Source organism: Nannocystis punicea (genome assembly GCF_026965555.1).
Taxonomy (GTDB): Bacteria; Myxococcota_A; Polyangia; order Nannocystales; family Nannocystaceae; genus Nannocystis; species Nannocystis punicea.
Window position 1 is genome coordinate 2660907 of sequence record NZ_CP114040.1, and the last position, 14870, is coordinate 2675776.

A 14870-nucleotide genomic window follows, 5' to 3' on the forward strand; every position below is an offset into this window, starting at 1 on the left:
CGTGCGGCCGGGCGGCGAGGGCGACGTCGCGTCGTCCTCGCCGGGACAGGACACCGCGCTCGACGGCGCCGAAGTTCGTGCTCGTCGCGGCCGGCGAGCGCTGAACATCAGACGAGGGATTATGTGGATACGGTCGTTGGTGGTCGCATTATCATTGTCGTCGGCCGGGTGCGACGACGTATTCACGGCCGGCGGGGTGGCCACGGCGACGCCCGTGTTCACCAGCATCACCGCCGGCGACCTGCGCGACCTCGACCGCGATGAATCGGTGCTCGTCGAGCTCGACGGCGAATATCCGGTGGTCTTCGAGTTCGACGGCCGCCGCGGCGCCCTCGACTTCGGGCGCATCGAGATCGCCACGCCGGCGGGCGGGCGGCTGCCGCTGGGGGCCTGGCTCGAGGCGCTGGTGTCGGCCCACGGCCTCGGCTTCGTCGCGCTGTCGGGCGGCCGCTTTCGCCTGGCCAACGACCGCGCCGCGGCCTCGCTGGGGATCGTCGATTCGCAGCCGGGGAGCTGCGATTCCATCGACATCGTCGATCTCGACGGCGTGGTCGCGGTGCTGTTCGTCGCCGAGGCTTCGTGCTGAGTCCGAGTTGACTCCATAAGATGTGTTGTTCGAGGCCGGTGATTCCGTCACCAGTCTGCTCGAGCGGACGCTCACGTAGAGAGACGTCCACAGCCGCTGGTTGAGTGGTTCGCTTCAGCGCAGGATGCTGCCGCTGTCACTCAGCAGAAAGCTCGGGTTTTTCTGATGCGATATTCCGCCATTTTCCCCGGTTTGTTTGTCCTCGCCACGCTGTCTGGTTGCGCCCAGGACGTAGTGCAGGGTTCTGTCACCGACACGACCACGGATACGTCGTCGACCACGGAGCAGGACCTCTCGACGGGTGTGACGCCGACGACGGCCGACCCGCCGACGACGACGGACGAGACGACGACGACGACGACGGCGCCGACCACGACCGTCGACCCGACCGAGCCGACGTCGACGACGACGGGAGAGACGACGGACACGTCGACGACGACGACGACGACGGGAGAGACGACGGACACGTCGACGACGACGACGACGGGAGAGACGACGGACACGTCGACGACCGGCGATACGACGACGACCACCACCGGCGATACCGAGACCGACACCGAGACGACCGCGCCGGGCAGCTGCGGCGACGCGATCCTCGATGCCGGGGAAGATTGCGATCAGGACAACCTCGGCGGCAAGGATTGTGTCAGCCTCGGCTTCGACGGCGGCACGCTCGCGTGCGCCGACGATTGCACCTTCGACACCGGCCTGTGCCTGCTCGAGTCGTGCGGCGACGGCCAGCTCGACGAGAAGGAGACCTGCGACGGGGACGACCTCGCCGGCGAGAGCTGCGAGTCGCAGGGCTTCGCCGGCGGCGCCCTGGCCTGCAATGACACCTGCAACGGGTTCGACGCCTCGGCTTGCACCGCCTGCGGCGACGATCAGAAGCAGGACGGCGAGACCTGCGACGGCGCCGACCTCGACGGCGAGAGCTGCGAGTCGCAGGGCTTCGGCGGCGGGACCCTGGGCTGCAACGCCGACTGCGGCGGCTTCGACGTGTCTCAGTGCGACCCGTGCGGCAACGACCAGATCGACGACGACGAGACCTGCGACGGGGCGGCGCTGGCCAACGAGACCTGCGAGTCGCAGGGCTTCAGCGGCGGGACTCTGGGCTGCAGCGCGACCTGCGACGCGTTCGACACCTCGCAGTGCGACAGCTGCGGCAACGACGTGCTCGACGCCGGCGAGACCTGCGACGGGGCGGCGCTCGGCGGCGCGACCTGCGAGTCGCTCGGCTTCGACGGCGGCGTGCTCGCGTGCGCGGCCGACAGCTGCGGCGCGTTCGACACCTCGGGCTGCATCGGCTGCGGCAACGACAAGCTCGACGGCGACGAGCCGTGCGACGGGGCCGAGCTCGACGGCGAGACCTGCGAGACGCAGAACTTCTTCGGCGGGACGCTGGCCTGCAGCGAGCAGTGCGACGACTTCGACCTGTCGCAGTGCACCAATTGCGGCAACAACCAGATCGACGCCGGCGAGACCTGCGACGGCAGCGACCTCGGCGGGGCGACCTGCGAATCGCAGGGCTTCGCCGGCGGCGGCGTCCTGATCTGCGCCACCGGCTGCGGCGCGTTCGACACGTCCGCCTGCATCGACTGAGCCGCCGGGATCCGGCGAACCTTGGAGGCGACGGCGCCGCGGCGCCGTCGCCTCGAAGACGTCAGCACTCGCCGCCGTCCCAGAACATCCACAGGCCGAGGTCGCACAGCGCCGGGATCAGCGTGTCGAGGCTGTTCGCGTCGAGCGGGTTGCCGGTCACCGAGAGGAGGGTGTTGCTCACCGCGCACGGAGCGTCCATGAACGGGGCCAGGGTGGTGATCTGATTGTTGCCGAGGGCGAAGGTGAACTCGAGCGCGGGGTAGTTCTGGAGCGGGGATAGGTCGGAGATGTGATTGTTCGGGAGGGTGAGCATCCCGAGGGAAGGAGGGGGCACGGCCGGGAGCTCGGTGAGGCCGGTATTGGCCGCCGAGATGGCGAACAGCTTCGGCGCGCCGGAGAGGACCTCGAGCCCCTCGGCCAGCGGGTTGTCGTCGACCGCGAGATAGGTGAGCTGCGGGTGACTTCCCAGAGCGCTCAGGCTGGTGATCTGATTGTCGCGCAGGGACAGGTCGAACAGCGCGCTCGCACCGGCCAGCGGCCCCAGGTCGACGATCGCGTTGCGGTCGGCGTACAAATAGGTCAGGCCGGGCAGCGCCGCGACCGGCTGGAGGTCGACGATCGCGTTGTCGTGGAGCTCGAGGAGGTTCAACATCGGCAGGCCCGTGAGCGTGTCGAGCTCCGTGAGGCCGTTGTTCGCCAGGTCGAGCCGCCACAGCCGAGCCAGCCCGGCCAGCGGCGAGAAGTCGTCGACCGTGGTGTTGTTGAGGGTCAGATCCTCGAGGTTCGAGAAGCACTCGAGACCGGCGATGGAGGCCACGCCGCCGTCGACGACGAGCATCTCGAGCTCGAGCGCCGCTGCGGGCGAGATCGGCCCCTCGGCGATCCCCAGCGCGTCTCGGACGGCCTGCAGGAGCACCTCATCCGCGAGGACGATCTCGCTGCAGTCGACGGGCTCGGGGGTGGTGGTGGAGGTGAGTTCGAGTTGATCGGTGGTGCCGCTGGTGGTGGAGGTCTCCTCGGGCTCGCCGCTGGCGGATTCACTCGAGGTGGGCTCCATGCCGGGCGTGGTGGCGGTGGTGGCATCCGTGGTCGACGTCGCCTGCGGGCTGTCGCCGACCTTGTAATCGAGGACGCACGCGGACAACCAGGTCGAGGCGAGGACGGCGGCCGCGGGTTTGCGCTTGGACAGGATCATGCATCGCTCCTTTATTCGTGTCGTTCTCCGGGGGGCGGCGGATCCTTCACGACGCGAGCTGAAAAACTGTCGCGGTCGTCGGCGCGCAGAGAATGTCGTCAGCGGCTCCACGCGCGCGATCCGGACGAGACGCGATCGAGCGAGGCGAATCACCGGGGCGGATGAAACCGGCGGACGCGGCCGCGGGTCCTTCGCGGTGGAGGGCGCACGCCCGCGGTGCACCGAGGTCGTCGCGGCGGCGCTCGTGGTAGGTTCGTCGTCCCTTGCCAATCATCACTGCCCTCGCCGCGCTGCTCGCGGTCCAGGTGCCCGACCTGGCGTCGGCCCGATTGGTGTGGGACGCGCCGAGGGACTGTCCGGGGCGCGAGGACCTGCTCGCGGCGATCGAGCAGCGGCTCGGGCGAGCGTTCGCGGGCGAGGTCGAGGTCGAGGCCCGGGTGACGCACCACGCCGACGCGCCGCGCTTTCGCCTGACGATGCGGCTCGGCCAGCGAGGTCGTGCGGCGCTCCGCAGGCTGACATCCGGGCGCTGCGCGGCCCTCGTCGACGCCGCGGCGCTGCTGGTGGCGACCGCCGTCTCGCCGGGCGAGGCGACGGAGGTGCAACCGGGCGCGGACGCGGCGCAGCCGATCGCGGACGCGGCGGGAGAGGTCGCCGAGGTGGAGGCCCGAGAGGAACCGATCGGGCCGGAACTCGCGCCGCAGTCCAGGCTCGAGCAGACGGCCGAGCAGGCGCCGGAGCTCCCCCCGGCGGCGGCGGAGTTGGAGGTGTGGGAGCCCGCGGCAGGGACCGCCGAGACGCCGCTGGAGGCGCCCCGGCGAGCGCGGCGGGGGCCCGGCGGGGTCTTGAGGATCCAGGGAGGGGCCGAGCTCGGGGCGCTCCCCGGCGTCTCCGGGGCCGCGATGGTGGTCGGCGGTCTGCTGTGGCGGCGGGCGCGGCTGGAGCTGCGCGGTACGTTCCTCTCGCCGCGGACGGAGGTGCGCCCGGAAGGGTCGCTGCGGGCGTTCGCAGGCATGGGGGCGGTGCTCGGCTGCGGGCGGCCGGGCCCGCGGCGGGTCGAGTTCCCGCTGTGCGGCGGGCTGGAGCTGGGGGGCGTGCGCGGGACCGCCACCCGCGCGGCCGGGGCCCGCGGCACGACCGGGTACTGGCTGGCGATCGTGGCCTCGGCCGGCGTCGCGGTGGCCGTGCATCCGCGGGTGCGGCTGGGCGCGGCGCTCGAGGGCGTCGCGGGGCTCCTCGTGCCGAGCTTCGAGCTGCGCGATCCGGGGCCGGACGTGGCCCTCTTCACCTCGTCCCGGATCTCGGGCCGGCTGCTCTTCACGGTCGAGCTGCATTTTCGCGATCCGCGGTGACGGAAGTCGGGGCCGCCGGAGAACCGAACCAACAGGTCATGCACGACACTGCGACCGCTCGCGCACCCGGACCCGCCGACGAACCGCGCCGCGCGCGGTTCCACGCCCTGTACTGCCGCGAGTTCGAGTTCGTGTGGGCGGCGGCGCGTCGCTTCGGGGTGCCGCGCGCGGCGCTCGAGGACGTGGTGCAGGACGTGTTCATCGCCGCCTATCGCCGGCTCGACGCGCTCCACTACGAGGTCTCGCCGCGCGCGTGGCTGTTCACGGTGACGCGGCGGGTCGCGTGGCGCTACCGGCGAGGCGCGACCCGCCTGGCGCGGCGCGTGGCGGCGCTGACCGAGGCCGGGCCCGCGAGCCACGAGGCGCCGCATCGGCAGCACGACGCGGCGCGCCAGCTCGAGCAGGCGCTGGGCCAGCTGGGCGGCGATCTGCGGGCGGTGTGGGAGATGTCCGAGCTGCTCGGCATGAGCGGGCCGGAGATGGCGGCCGAATTGGCGGTGCCGCTCAACACCGTCTATTCGCGGCTGCGTCTGGCGCGAGGGCAGCTGCAGGCGCGCCTCGGGGAGGCGGAGCTGGCCGCCTGCGCCGCCGCGACGCGCCGGGACGACGCGCCGCCGCCCAGGCAGGCGCAGCGCACGTGGGTGTTGCTGGGGCCGACGCTCGGCAAGACCGCGACCGTCGGCGTGCTCGGAGCCGTGTCGGCGAGCCGCGCGGCGGTCGCTGCGACGCTGATCGTCGCCGGCGGGGCGACGCTGCAGGCGGTCGCGCGCACCGAGCTGCGGCCGGAGAGCGAGGCCCGGGCCGCGGTCGAGCGCGCCGAGAAAGACATGTCCCGAGAGACAGATCGCACGGCGAGCCCGGCGGAGCCGAGCCCCGAGCCGGCGGCGGTCCCGACGCCCGCCCCGGCGCGGGCGCGGATCGATCGGCTGTCGGCCGAGGTGGCGCTGCTCGACGAGGCCCGCGCCCGCCTCGAGGAGGGCGCGCCGGCGGCCGCGTTGACGCTGCTGACCACGCATGCGCGCGAGTTCCCGCGCGGCGCCTTGATGGACGTGCGCGAGGCGGGGCGCGTCGAGGCCCTCTGCGCAATGCAGCGCGGGGCCGAGGCCGAGGCCGTCGCCCGGCGCCTGATCGCCACGCACCCGAGCTCGCCGCTGGCGCAGCGGTTCGAGCGCTACGCGTGCGCGCCCTGATTTTCGGCGCGCCCACCCGCATCCGCAACTGCCCGCCCTGCGAAGACGATTCGTGTGTCTGCGGTGACATGGTCTGGGAATCGGCTCGGCGATCTCTACATCGAAGAGGCGCTCCTCCGGGGCCTCGACCTGTCTTCGTGGCATCGCTTCGGATTGACCGGCCTGTACCTGTCGCACGAGCTTTATCAACACCTCGTGGTCGCGGGCACGGTCGGGCTCCTGATGACCGGGGCGCTCGATCGCTGCCACCACGAACCCGCGCCGGAGCGAGCGCAGGCGGCCAAAGTGGTGATCCAGGCCTCTGGAGATTCCAGGGCACCGCGGCCGCTCTGCTCGGTCGACGCGTTCATGCGATTCGTGCGCGCGCCGGGTCTCACTGTGCATTGCCGACGGCGTGGCGGCGAGGGGCCCGACCGCACGTTCGAATTGGAGGACCTGATCGAACCGGGCGCCGACCCGACTGAACTGGATGCGCTGGCGCGGCGATTCGCCGACGTCACCCACCTGCGGCCGCTCGCGCGGCAGGCTGACGGCATTCTTCTGTCCCACCAGGCAGCTCGCACCGCCTCGTCTGCGCGGACGGTCGCATCTATTATTTTTCGCCGCTGGGCGACTCTCGATACCACAACCAGGTGATCGCCGACGATCTGACGATCTGGCACGCTTCCTCCGAGACAGCGCAGCGGTGACGACGTACTACGAGGACGACGGAGAGCAGTATTACCCGCGCGCGTTCCTCGTCGAGGCGTGAACGAGGCGCTCGAGCAGCGATTGCGACGCCTTGCAAGCAGGGCGTCGAAGGTGCTCGGTGCTGTCGCCGAACAGGCTCGATCGGCGGGCCTCGGTCGCGCTCAGGGGATGTCCGCGACGGTCACGCCGAGCCGCTCGGCGTAGCGCTCGAGCGTCCGCTGCCAGGCCGGGCGCGCCAGGGCCCGATCGTAGTAGGCCCGCAGTCGCGGGTAGTCGGCGAGGAGGTCGGTCCGCCGGATCTGGCGCAGGACGGTCGCCAGCAGGATATCGGCGACCGTGAAGTCGTCCGCGGCGATCCACGTGCGCCCGTCGAGCCGGCGCTCGAGCCCGCCGAGGCAGCGGCGGGCCCAGGAGACCAGCGCTGCTCGCTGCTCAGTCCCGCTTGGCAGACCGCCGAGGTCGGTCAGCTGGATCATCGCGACCGGCGGCTCGACGGTGGTGAGCGCGGCGAAGCTCCACTGGACGACCGCGATTCGGGCGACGGGGTCGGCCGGCAGCGCGCCGGCCTTCTCCGCCAGGTAGAGCAGGATGGCGCCCGTCTCGGCGACGACGACGCCGTCGTCGTCGATCACCGGGGCCTGGTGGAACGGGCTGATCGCCACGTACGCCGGGCTGTCGAACTCGCCGCCGGTGTGGTCGAGCGGGTGGACGCGGTACGGCAGGCCGAGCTCCTCGAGCGCCCACTCCACGCGCAAGTCGCGTGTCTCGCCGATGACCTTTGGATGGACCCGGCCGAAGCCGTAGAGCGTGATCATCCGATCCTCCTCATTCGGGCCGTTGCCGATCGTCGTGATTGGCGTTGGGCTCGGCCACGGGGCGACAGTCTGTGCGAGATCGCTCGCCCCGTCAATCCGACCTCGGTTCGAGTCGGCAGCGGCGCCACGGCCTGCGACCGGATCGGCGCACGCGGGTTCGTACGTACTTCATGACGGTCCGTTCGCTGCAGCTCGCGACGCGACAGCATGAGAGCGCCGGCGGGATGATCCTCCGAGCTCATCGGGCCTTTGAGGCAGGTGGCGACCTGTGACTCCCCGCGGTCCTCGTGGCGAGGTGCCCGGCGCTTCGTGGCATGCTCCGCGAATGGCCGAGAGCGCCCTGTCCGAGCTCGTGGTGTGGAACGACCACCCGAGCGGCATCTTTCCCGAGGGGGAGCACTTCTTTCCCGCCGATCGCGAGACGCTCGCAGCGTTGGTCGCAGCGCTCCGGGGCGATCTCGCAGAGACACACCTGGTGCCCGTCGCGGAGCTCCTCGACGATCTGGAAGAGGTCCGGCCCGAGCAGAGGCTCCCGCTTCGCCTCACGAACCTGCGCGCCTTCCTTGCGGCCCATCATTCGCGGCTCGTGGAGGCGCTCGGCCACGAGCGCGTGACCGCGAACACGCTGGCTCACGGCGCCCGGCGCATCGCGCGGCTGCGGGAGCTCCATGCGCCGGACGTCATCGTCGACCACGACGTCGCAGAGCTCGCGCGGGTCGGAGCGGAGCGCTGGAAGCCGCAGGTCGATCCCTGCGCGTCGTTGCCGGACGTCCTGTGGACGGCGAGCATCGTCGATGTCGACGCGCGCCGGGTGAGAGACATACCGCTCGTCGTCGATGCCGACATCACCGACCTCGTCCTGCTCGCCGCGCAGTGCTGCATCCCGCCCGACGCGACGAGCCTCGCGGCTCCGTGGCTGGAGGGTCTCGATTGGGTGTCCTTGTCCATGAGCGAAGAAGACGACGAGAGCGATCTGCCGGACGACGTCGTGCGTGTCCGCCCTGCCATCAATACCGACACGGTCGAGCTCCTCGCGTTCGCCGACGTGCGCGGCGTGCCCGAGGCGGCGTCGCTGGCCCGAGGCGGCGCTCTCTTGCGGGTGCACATGGTGACGAGCGAGCTCGACGACTGAGGGGTTGATTCGGCGAGCGCGGGAGATCGCGGCAGGAGGCTCGCGTCGCTCGTGGTCGCGTCCGCCGCCGGCGCGCAGGTGCACGCGAACGTCGACGCGGTCGACCTCGCGGGAGTTCCCCTCGACGTCCTCCGGCAGATCACGTGCGACTTCCAGTGCTCTGCAGGAGCACCAGTCGACGAGCCGCCGACGATCTCGTTCGAGCTGCGGCGAGGAGGTCGGCGCCCCGTTGTATCGGCTCGGCGTGAATACGACCGAGGGGCGGCCTACGCCACGTTTGACGCCGCTCAAATTCCGGCCGGTCGCGTCTCGCCACAGCTCGAGGAGCCTGAGCAGTCCCTGCCGCCGCGTCGACGGCAACGCCTTGAGCTCGCTCAATTCCGGCCGGTCGCGGCTCGCCACAGCTCGAGGAGCCTGAGCAGCACCGGCCCGTCTGGCCGCGGCGGCTCCTGGTTGGCCGGCTCGAGCTCGATGCCAAAGCGACGCATGTCGAGGAAGGGGTTCTTCTCGAGGTCGAAGGCGTCGAGCGGGCGCGCGAGTCGCCCCGGCCGCAGGCCATACGTGATCGCGTTCTGCTGAACTTGTTCGCTCTCGAGGTATTGCAGCCAGCGCCGCGCGGCGTCGAGGTTAGGCGCGCGCTCCTCGTCGTCGGGCCACATCAGCACCGCGGGGTGCTCGGCGACGAGGGTCGGCGACGGGTAGTACACCCGGAGTTCTCCGAGCTCGTCGGAGCTGAGTCGCGCGAGGATCGGGAAGACGAGGCTCTCGTAGGTGATGACGCCGTCATAGCTCTTCGGGCCGAGGTCGAAGACGTGGTCGGTCAGCAGGAACGCGGAGGCGAACCATTCGTCACGCCCCGCGTTGCAGCGGCGCAGCCACCGCTGCAAGACCTCGCCCTCGCGCTCGAGCGCAAGCGCGAGGTCGCCGGCGGTGTCGGCGAGGAGGTGCTGCCGGGCCATCAGCAGGAGCGTCGAGATGCCGCTGGCGGAGGACGTCGGCGCAGGGAACCCGAGCTTGACGCGGCCCCAGGAGCGCAGCTCTTCGGGCGTAGGAATCAGCGGAGCGGCGGGCGTCGGCTGAGCTGCAGGGGCGGAGCGCTTTTTCTTCGTCACGAGCCGCGTGTCGGGCTGCGGCGGCGGCGGGTTCCGCTGGGTGTACCAGTCGAGCCAGGTACCCGGGAGCATGTCCTCCTGCAGCACACCGTCGAGCTCGGGTGCGCGAGGAATCGTGGGACAGAGCGCGTCGACCCAGAACCCCACCCCGTCGCGGTCGGCCTCGCGGATCGCCCGCAGCACTCGGTACTGCTCCTCGTGGAGCAGGGCGACGAGCGGCGAGCGGACGAGGGGGCGCCGCTCGTCCAGCCGGAACAGCAATTCGTGGGACTGCTCTCGCCAGCGGATCTCCAGGTAGCGCAGCGTGAGCTCCTCGGCCGCCGCCCACAGCGTCGGCCGCAGCTCACCGCGGAGGATGGCGTTGGCGGTCTCGAAATCGTCGCCCGCGGTCAGTCGCAGCTGGATGTTCGGGCACTTCTCCATGAAGGCGTCGGCGGCGCGCGAGAGCCAGGGCCCCTGGTCGATGCTGTGGATGACCTCGACGAGGTGTGGCTTCCCGAGCGGGCCAGGAGGGCCGCAGTCGAGCGGTGCGTCGCCGACTTCGTCCCGTACCTCGACGAAGTCGGCGACCGGCGGGACGGCGTCGACCAGGTTACCGCCGAGAGCCATGAACGCCGCGATGACGCCGACCAAGGCCCACAAGGCGGCGAGAAACAGCGCTTGGCCGAGGATGGACCCCCATCCCCGGCGGCGCACCTCATCTCCACGCCGGGCCGGGGTGCGGCGGCCGAGCCTGAACAGCGCGATCACGAGAGCAGAGAGCGCGAGGGCGAGAGCGATGTGAATAGCGACTTCCATCACGCACATCTCGAAACACGGCGACCTGCGCGGCCATCCTCGCACACGGGCATCAAGAGCTCAAGGCGCTGCGGTCGACGCGGAGGCCGTCGACGCGGAGGCCGGCGACGCGGAGGCCGGCGTCGAGGCCGGCGTCGAGTCACCACCGACGTTGAACAGCAGCGAGGAGCTCGAGCCGGCCCCGCCGCCGAGGACGAGCACCTTGGAGTTGGACGACTTGGCGAGCTCCGACGTCGCTTCGAGGTCGCGCCAGCGCAGCACGTCGGGGGAGAGGTCGCCGATGATCGTGTTGTAGTCGCGGACGCCGCTCGCCTCGGTCCGCTTGCGCTGGGCCTCCGCCTCCTCGCGCTCCAGCCGGTGGCGATACTCGAGCGTGAGCTGCTCCTGGCGGTACCTCTCGGCGATCGCGGCGAGGACGGCCTCGGGCAACTCGAGGTCGACCAGATCGAGCTCCTGGATCTGCACGTACGGCTTCTTCTCCTCGCCGTCACCGAGCTCTTCGCGGCTGAGCGCGGAGATCCGGCGCAATTCGAGCATCAGGTCGTTGGCGCTCGAGTAGATCTTGTGCGCCGACCGATCCCCGAAGGTCCGCCGGACGTGGGCCTGGATGTCCGGCTTGATCACCCGCTCGAAGTAATCGGGGCCGATGTCGCGGTGGAGATGCCCGAGCATGTCGCTGTACGGCCGGAACTTCACCGAGACGGAGACAGACAGGTTGAGCCCCTCGTCGCTGAGGACGTCGAAATCCACCGTCTTCTGCTGCAGGCGCACCTCGTACAGCGTCAGGTGGTCCCACGGCGGGATGATGTGCAGCCCTTCGCCCCACACCCTGTCCGTCACGGTGCCTCCGGCGAAATAGCGGTACATCACCCCCTGGCTTCCAGTCGGGACGGTGATGAACATCCGCGGCCACAGGAAGCCGAGCAACAGCAGCACCACGACCAGCGCGGTGTAGGTGAGGTATTCGACCTGGCCGAGCGTCTTCTCGCTCCACTCGCGGAAGGGCGACCGGTCGTCGACCTCCTTCGTCTCCTCGGTGTTCGCCATGAGACGTCAGCCTGCTCGTCGATTGGCCTTGCGGGGACCCGAGAATTGGGCGGCGATGAATCCACCGATCGGCGTCAGCACGATCGACAGCAGCAACGTCCACCAGAAGCCGAGCCGCCGCGTCGTGCCGAGCAGCCCGAGCGCCAGGAGGGTCACTACCGGCAGCGCGTAGACGAAGAGCAGGGTCAATTCCATCGCCCGCTCCTTCGGACTAGGCCGGCCCCTGGGGCGACACGTTCGGCGCGCCGGGTCGATTCCGCAGCTCGGCGACCTTCTCCTTCGCGCCCTCGAATTCGCGCCTGAAGTGCTCGCGCATCCGGTGCGGATCGAAGTCGAGGAAGGTGCCGCCGGATTCGAAGTGCATGACGAAGACGCGGCCAATGGCGTGAGTGAAGGCGCCGGACGCGACCGGCACGCTGACGATCCCCAGCGCCTGGCCGACCACCGGAATCAGCTTGGCGAAGCTCATCCCGAGCACCGCGCCGACACCGACGCCGCCGATCCCGACGAGCAGCGAACCGACGAGCTTCTTGGCGAGATCCTCGCGGAACGTGATGCCGTAGAGCGCGGACAGCTCCTTGAGCTGCTTGACTTGCACCGCGCTGACGGCGAGCACATCGGCGATCGGGATCGGTACGACCCCGGCGCCGAGCGCCCACAGGACGTTACGATGAATGATCGCGTCGGCCTGCATCAGCCGCGTCTCCGGATCGGTGACCATTTCTTTCACTTGTGTCGTCTCGCTGGCCATGAACAGTACCTCACTGCATTTGGGTCCCAATGTCAAGGTCGTTGCATCGTTTTCCGTGCCGCGTGCGGCGCGCGATTCGGGCCGAGGAGCCCGCTGCGGCCCCGTCTGGCACGCATGAACGCTCACGCCCGGCGCGGTCGCCCGGCGTTACGATTCGTCGATCATTGCACTGCGAGGCCTCCGGGGCCCACCCGAGGGCAGCGCCTTCCCAGAGCACCTGATGCGATGCTTGTATGGTCGGGCGGCGCCCCTGTGACACGAGTCCGATCGTCGCCCGCCGCCCCCTCGATCTGCTCACGCTCGTGCGTGGGATCGTGGCCACGATCGGCTCCGTGTACGGGTACACGCGCCAGCGCGACGGGTCGCGCAGATCCGCGCGGTTCGCCGGCGATGCCTGGAGATGTGCGCTCGAGACCTCGGTCATCCGCGGTGAGTCGATACCCGTGCAACGTCTTGTTCGCCGACGAGACGGCGGGAGGACCGCGAGGAGGCGCGGCGCCGATGCGTGCATCGGAAGAAGGTCGGCGCTGTGACGACTCCCCGTCTGTCGGTTGGGGACACAGCACGTATCGACGACCCTGTTCACCGTCGTCATTCGCCATGCGGCGCGCGCCGGGTGTTGACGGCGACCGGCCGACGTGCGAGCGTCCTGCCGTTCTCCACATCTGGATCCCGACCGATCAGGAATACTTCCATGCGCGACGACGAGACGGATGACACCCGGCGTTACGAGGTGGTCATCAACCACGAGGAGCAGTACTCGATTTGGTCCGCCGACCGCGAACTGCCGGCCGGATGGCGAAAGGCAGGCAAGAGCGGCGCCAAGCGAGAGTGCCTCGCCTACATCGATGAAGTGTGGACCGACATGCGGCCGCTGTCCTTGCGGCTCGCCATGGCCGAGGCCGCGGAAGGCCAAGCGGGCTGAGCCCGCGCGGCCAGCGGCGTACGACGGAATCGAGCCATGACTATCGTCGAACTGTTCCTCGACGAGGCAGGGAGGGAGCGGCGCGGGGTGCTCGCCGCGGCCAGCCTCGCCGGCGTCGCCAACGTGCTGGTGCTCGCTTTGGTCAATGCAGCGAGCGCTTCCTCCGACCCGACCGAATTTCGCGTCTTTGTGATGTTCGCGCTGGGCGTCCTTTTGTACGCTGCCGCGGGGCGCGCCACGTACCACCGCTGTGTGGCCATCGTCGAGTCGGCGCTGCACCGGATGAAGACCCGCATCGTCGACAAGATCGAGCGCGCCGATCTCGCCAGCATCGAGCGCATCGGCTCCGCCGAGATCTTCGACCGCCTCACCGAGAACGTGGCCGTGATCTCCGGATGGGCCGGGAACATGGCCCACGTGCTGCAGTCGGCCAGCATCTCCGTGTTCGCCTGCCTCTACCTCGCGTACGTGTCGCCGACCGCGTTCGGCTTGCTCGCGCTGCTGACCGTGATCAGCGTGAGCATCTACCGCGCCAGGCTCCGCGAGCTCGACGGCTACTTCCAGGAGAAAGCGCAGACTCGCCTGCGCTTCTTCGACTCTCTGACGGATCTGCTGCGCGGATTCAAGGAGGTCAAGTACAGCCGTCGTCGCGGCAGCGAGCTGCACGCCGGCATCGTCGCTCACTCCGAGCGAATGCGGCGCGCGACGGTCCAGTCCAACCGGATCTTCGACGACAACTGGATCTTCGCCAATTGCAGCCTGTTCGCGCTGCTCGGCGCCGTCGTGTTCGTGCTGCCCCAGTACGTCCCCACGGACACGGCGATGACCGGCACCCTCGTCGCCGGCACGATGTTCATCTGGGGTCCGCTCAGCGGCATCATCAACGGCGTGTCCGCGTTCACTCGCTCCAACCAGGCGCTGGCCGAGATCGCGGCGCTCGAGGCCAAGCTCGACGCGGCGGGCCTCGAGAGCTCCGAACCCGGCGAGGACCCGTGGGGCGGGCGCTTCTCGTCGATCGAGCTGCGCGGCCTTCAATACGGCCACGCCGGGGGCACCGACCAGGGCTTCCACATCGGCCCGATCGACCTCACCGTGAACGCCGGCGAGGTGCTGTTCATCGTCGGCGGCAACGGCAGCGGCAAGACGACCCTGGTCAAGACGCTCACGGGCCTGTACGCGCCGAGCGGCGGGCGACTGCTGGTCGACGGCATCCCCGTCGACCAGCACAACGCCGCCGCCTACCGCGAGCTGTTCACGACGATCTACTCCGACTTCCACCTGTTCTCGCGCCTCTACGGCCTCGCCGACGTCGACGCCAGCGAGGTGCACCGGCTGCTCGCGCAGATGCACCTCCGCAGTCAGACGTCCTTCGCCGAGGGGGGCTTCACCAAGCGCGAGCTGTCGACCGGCCAGCGCAAGCGCCTGGCGATGATCGTCGCGCTGCTCGAGGACCGCCCGATCTACGTCTTCGACGAGTGGGCCGCCGACCAGGACCCCGAGTTCCGCAAGTATTTCTACACCGAGCTGCTCCCCACGCTCCGGGCCCGCGGAAAGACCGTCCTCGCGGTCAGCCACGACGACCGCTATTTCTCCTGCGCAGACCGGGTCATCACGATGGAGCAGGGACAGATCCGCACCGTCCAGCGCTCCGCGGACAGCGCCGGTCCTTGACCTGTTC

General features: G+C 70.0%; 14 protein-coding genes. 8 read left to right on the top strand and 6 right to left on the bottom strand.

Annotated elements, in window-relative coordinates:
• Position 1: 1 nt before the first annotated feature.
• Positions 2-586, top strand: coding sequence for a hypothetical protein (locus O0S08_RS10165; RefSeq protein ID WP_269038865.1), 585 nt, complete (start codon positions 2-4; stop codon positions 584-586).
• Between the two features lie 234 nt (positions 587-820).
• Positions 821-2185, top strand: coding sequence for a hypothetical protein (locus tag O0S08_RS10170; RefSeq protein WP_269038867.1), 1365 nt, complete (start codon positions 821-823; stop codon positions 2183-2185).
• Between the two features lie 61 nt (positions 2186-2246).
• On the opposite strand, the gene O0S08_RS10175 is transcribed toward O0S08_RS10170, so the two are convergent.
• Entirely contained in the window at positions 2247-3380 is a 1134-nt protein-coding gene (locus tag O0S08_RS10175) for a leucine-rich repeat domain-containing protein (RefSeq protein ID WP_269038868.1), read from the bottom strand.
• 263 nt (positions 3381-3643) lie between these two features.
• Here O0S08_RS10175 and O0S08_RS10180 point away from each other — a divergent pair, with 263 nt between their 5' ends.
• Genes O0S08_RS10180 through O0S08_RS10190 form a run of 3 tightly spaced genes read left to right on the top strand, consistent with a single transcriptional unit; the run spans position 3644 to position 6558 of the window.
• Positions 3644-4732 carry a hypothetical protein gene (locus O0S08_RS10180; RefSeq protein WP_269038869.1) on the top strand — a complete coding sequence of 363 codons (1089 nt, stop codon included), beginning with the start codon at positions 3644-3646 and terminating at the stop codon, positions 4730-4732.
• Between the two features lie 38 nt (positions 4733-4770).
• The gene (locus O0S08_RS10185; RefSeq protein ID WP_269038870.1) at positions 4771-5922 is read left to right on the top strand and encodes an RNA polymerase sigma factor; all 1152 of its coding nucleotides are present in this window, start codon (positions 4771-4773) and stop codon (positions 5920-5922) included.
• Between the two features lie 54 nt (positions 5923-5976).
• On the top strand, positions 5977-6558 hold the full coding sequence (locus O0S08_RS10190) for a hypothetical protein (RefSeq protein ID WP_269038871.1): 582 nt from the start codon (positions 5977-5979) through the stop codon (positions 6556-6558).
• A 215-nt stretch (positions 6559-6773) separates the two neighbouring features.
• Here O0S08_RS10190 and O0S08_RS10195 read toward each other — a convergent pair whose 3' ends face one another.
• Entirely contained in the window at positions 6774-7427 is a 654-nt protein-coding gene (locus tag O0S08_RS10195; protein WP_269038873.1) for a glutathione S-transferase family protein, read from the bottom strand.
• A 325-nt stretch (positions 7428-7752) separates the two neighbouring features.
• Between O0S08_RS10195 and O0S08_RS10200 the strand changes: the two genes are divergently transcribed.
• Positions 7753-8559: a hypothetical protein gene (locus tag O0S08_RS10200; RefSeq protein WP_269038874.1), complete on the top strand. Its 807-nt coding sequence runs from the start codon at positions 7753-7755 to the stop codon at positions 8557-8559.
• A 374-nt stretch (positions 8560-8933) separates the two neighbouring features.
• Here the strand turns inward: O0S08_RS10200 and O0S08_RS10205 are convergent, their stop codons facing one another.
• From O0S08_RS10205 to O0S08_RS10220, 4 genes are all read right to left on the bottom strand, one after another.
• On the bottom strand, positions 8934-10313 hold the full coding sequence (locus O0S08_RS10205) for a type 2 periplasmic-binding domain-containing protein (RefSeq protein ID WP_269038875.1): 1380 nt from the start codon (positions 10311-10313) through the stop codon (positions 8934-8936).
• A gap of 216 nt (positions 10314-10529) precedes the next feature.
• Complete coding sequence (locus O0S08_RS10210; protein WP_269038876.1) at positions 10530-11516, bottom strand: prohibitin family protein; 987 nt, start codon at positions 11514-11516, stop codon at positions 10530-10532.
• Positions 11517-11522: 6 nt separating this feature from the next.
• Entirely contained in the window at positions 11523-11711 is a 189-nt protein-coding gene (locus tag O0S08_RS10215) for a hypothetical protein (protein ID WP_269038877.1), read from the bottom strand.
• A gap of 16 nt (positions 11712-11727) precedes the next feature.
• Entirely contained in the window at positions 11728-12267 is a 540-nt protein-coding gene (locus O0S08_RS10220; RefSeq protein WP_269038878.1) for a YcjF family protein, read from the bottom strand.
• 694 nt (positions 12268-12961) lie between these two features.
• Here O0S08_RS10220 and O0S08_RS10225 point away from each other — a divergent pair.
• Both O0S08_RS10225 and O0S08_RS10230 read left to right on the top strand, forming a co-directional pair.
• The gene (locus tag O0S08_RS10225) at positions 12962-13192 is read left to right on the top strand and encodes an MbtH family protein (protein WP_269038879.1); all 231 of its coding nucleotides are present in this window, start codon (positions 12962-12964) and stop codon (positions 13190-13192) included.
• Between the two features lie 36 nt (positions 13193-13228).
• A complete protein-coding gene (locus tag O0S08_RS10230) occupies positions 13229-14863 on the top strand; it encodes a cyclic peptide export ABC transporter (RefSeq protein ID WP_269038880.1) in 1635 nt (544 codons plus the stop codon).
• The last annotated feature ends 7 nt before the right edge of the window (positions 14864-14870 follow it).

Excerpts from the sequence above, each read along its gene's own strand:
- O0S08_RS10175 (WP_269038868.1), bottom strand. The coding sequence starts at position 3,380 with ATGATCCTGTCCAAGCGCAAACCCGCGGCCGCCGTCCTCGCCTCGACC.
- O0S08_RS10210 (WP_269038876.1), bottom strand. The coding sequence starts at position 11,516 with ATGGCGAACACCGAGGAGACGAAGGAGGTCGACGACCGGTCGCCCTTC.
- O0S08_RS10215 (WP_269038877.1), bottom strand. The coding sequence starts at position 11,711 with ATGGAATTGACCCTGCTCTTCGTCTACGCGCTGCCGGTAGTGACCCTC.
- O0S08_RS10220 (WP_269038878.1), bottom strand. The coding sequence starts at position 12,267 with ATGGCCAGCGAGACGACACAAGTGAAAGAAATGGTCACCGATCCGGAG.
- O0S08_RS10195 (WP_269038873.1), bottom strand. The coding sequence starts at position 7,427 with ATGATCACGCTCTACGGCTTCGGCCGGGTCCATCCAAAGGTCATCGGC.
- O0S08_RS10185 (WP_269038870.1), top strand. The coding sequence starts at position 4,771 with ATGCACGACACTGCGACCGCTCGCGCACCCGGACCCGCCGACGAACCG.
- O0S08_RS10230 (WP_269038880.1), top strand. The coding sequence starts at position 13,229 with ATGACTATCGTCGAACTGTTCCTCGACGAGGCAGGGAGGGAGCGGCGC.
- O0S08_RS10225 (WP_269038879.1), top strand. The coding sequence starts at position 12,962 with ATGCGCGACGACGAGACGGATGACACCCGGCGTTACGAGGTGGTCATC.
- O0S08_RS10200 (WP_269038874.1), top strand. The coding sequence starts at position 7,753 with ATGGCCGAGAGCGCCCTGTCCGAGCTCGTGGTGTGGAACGACCACCCG.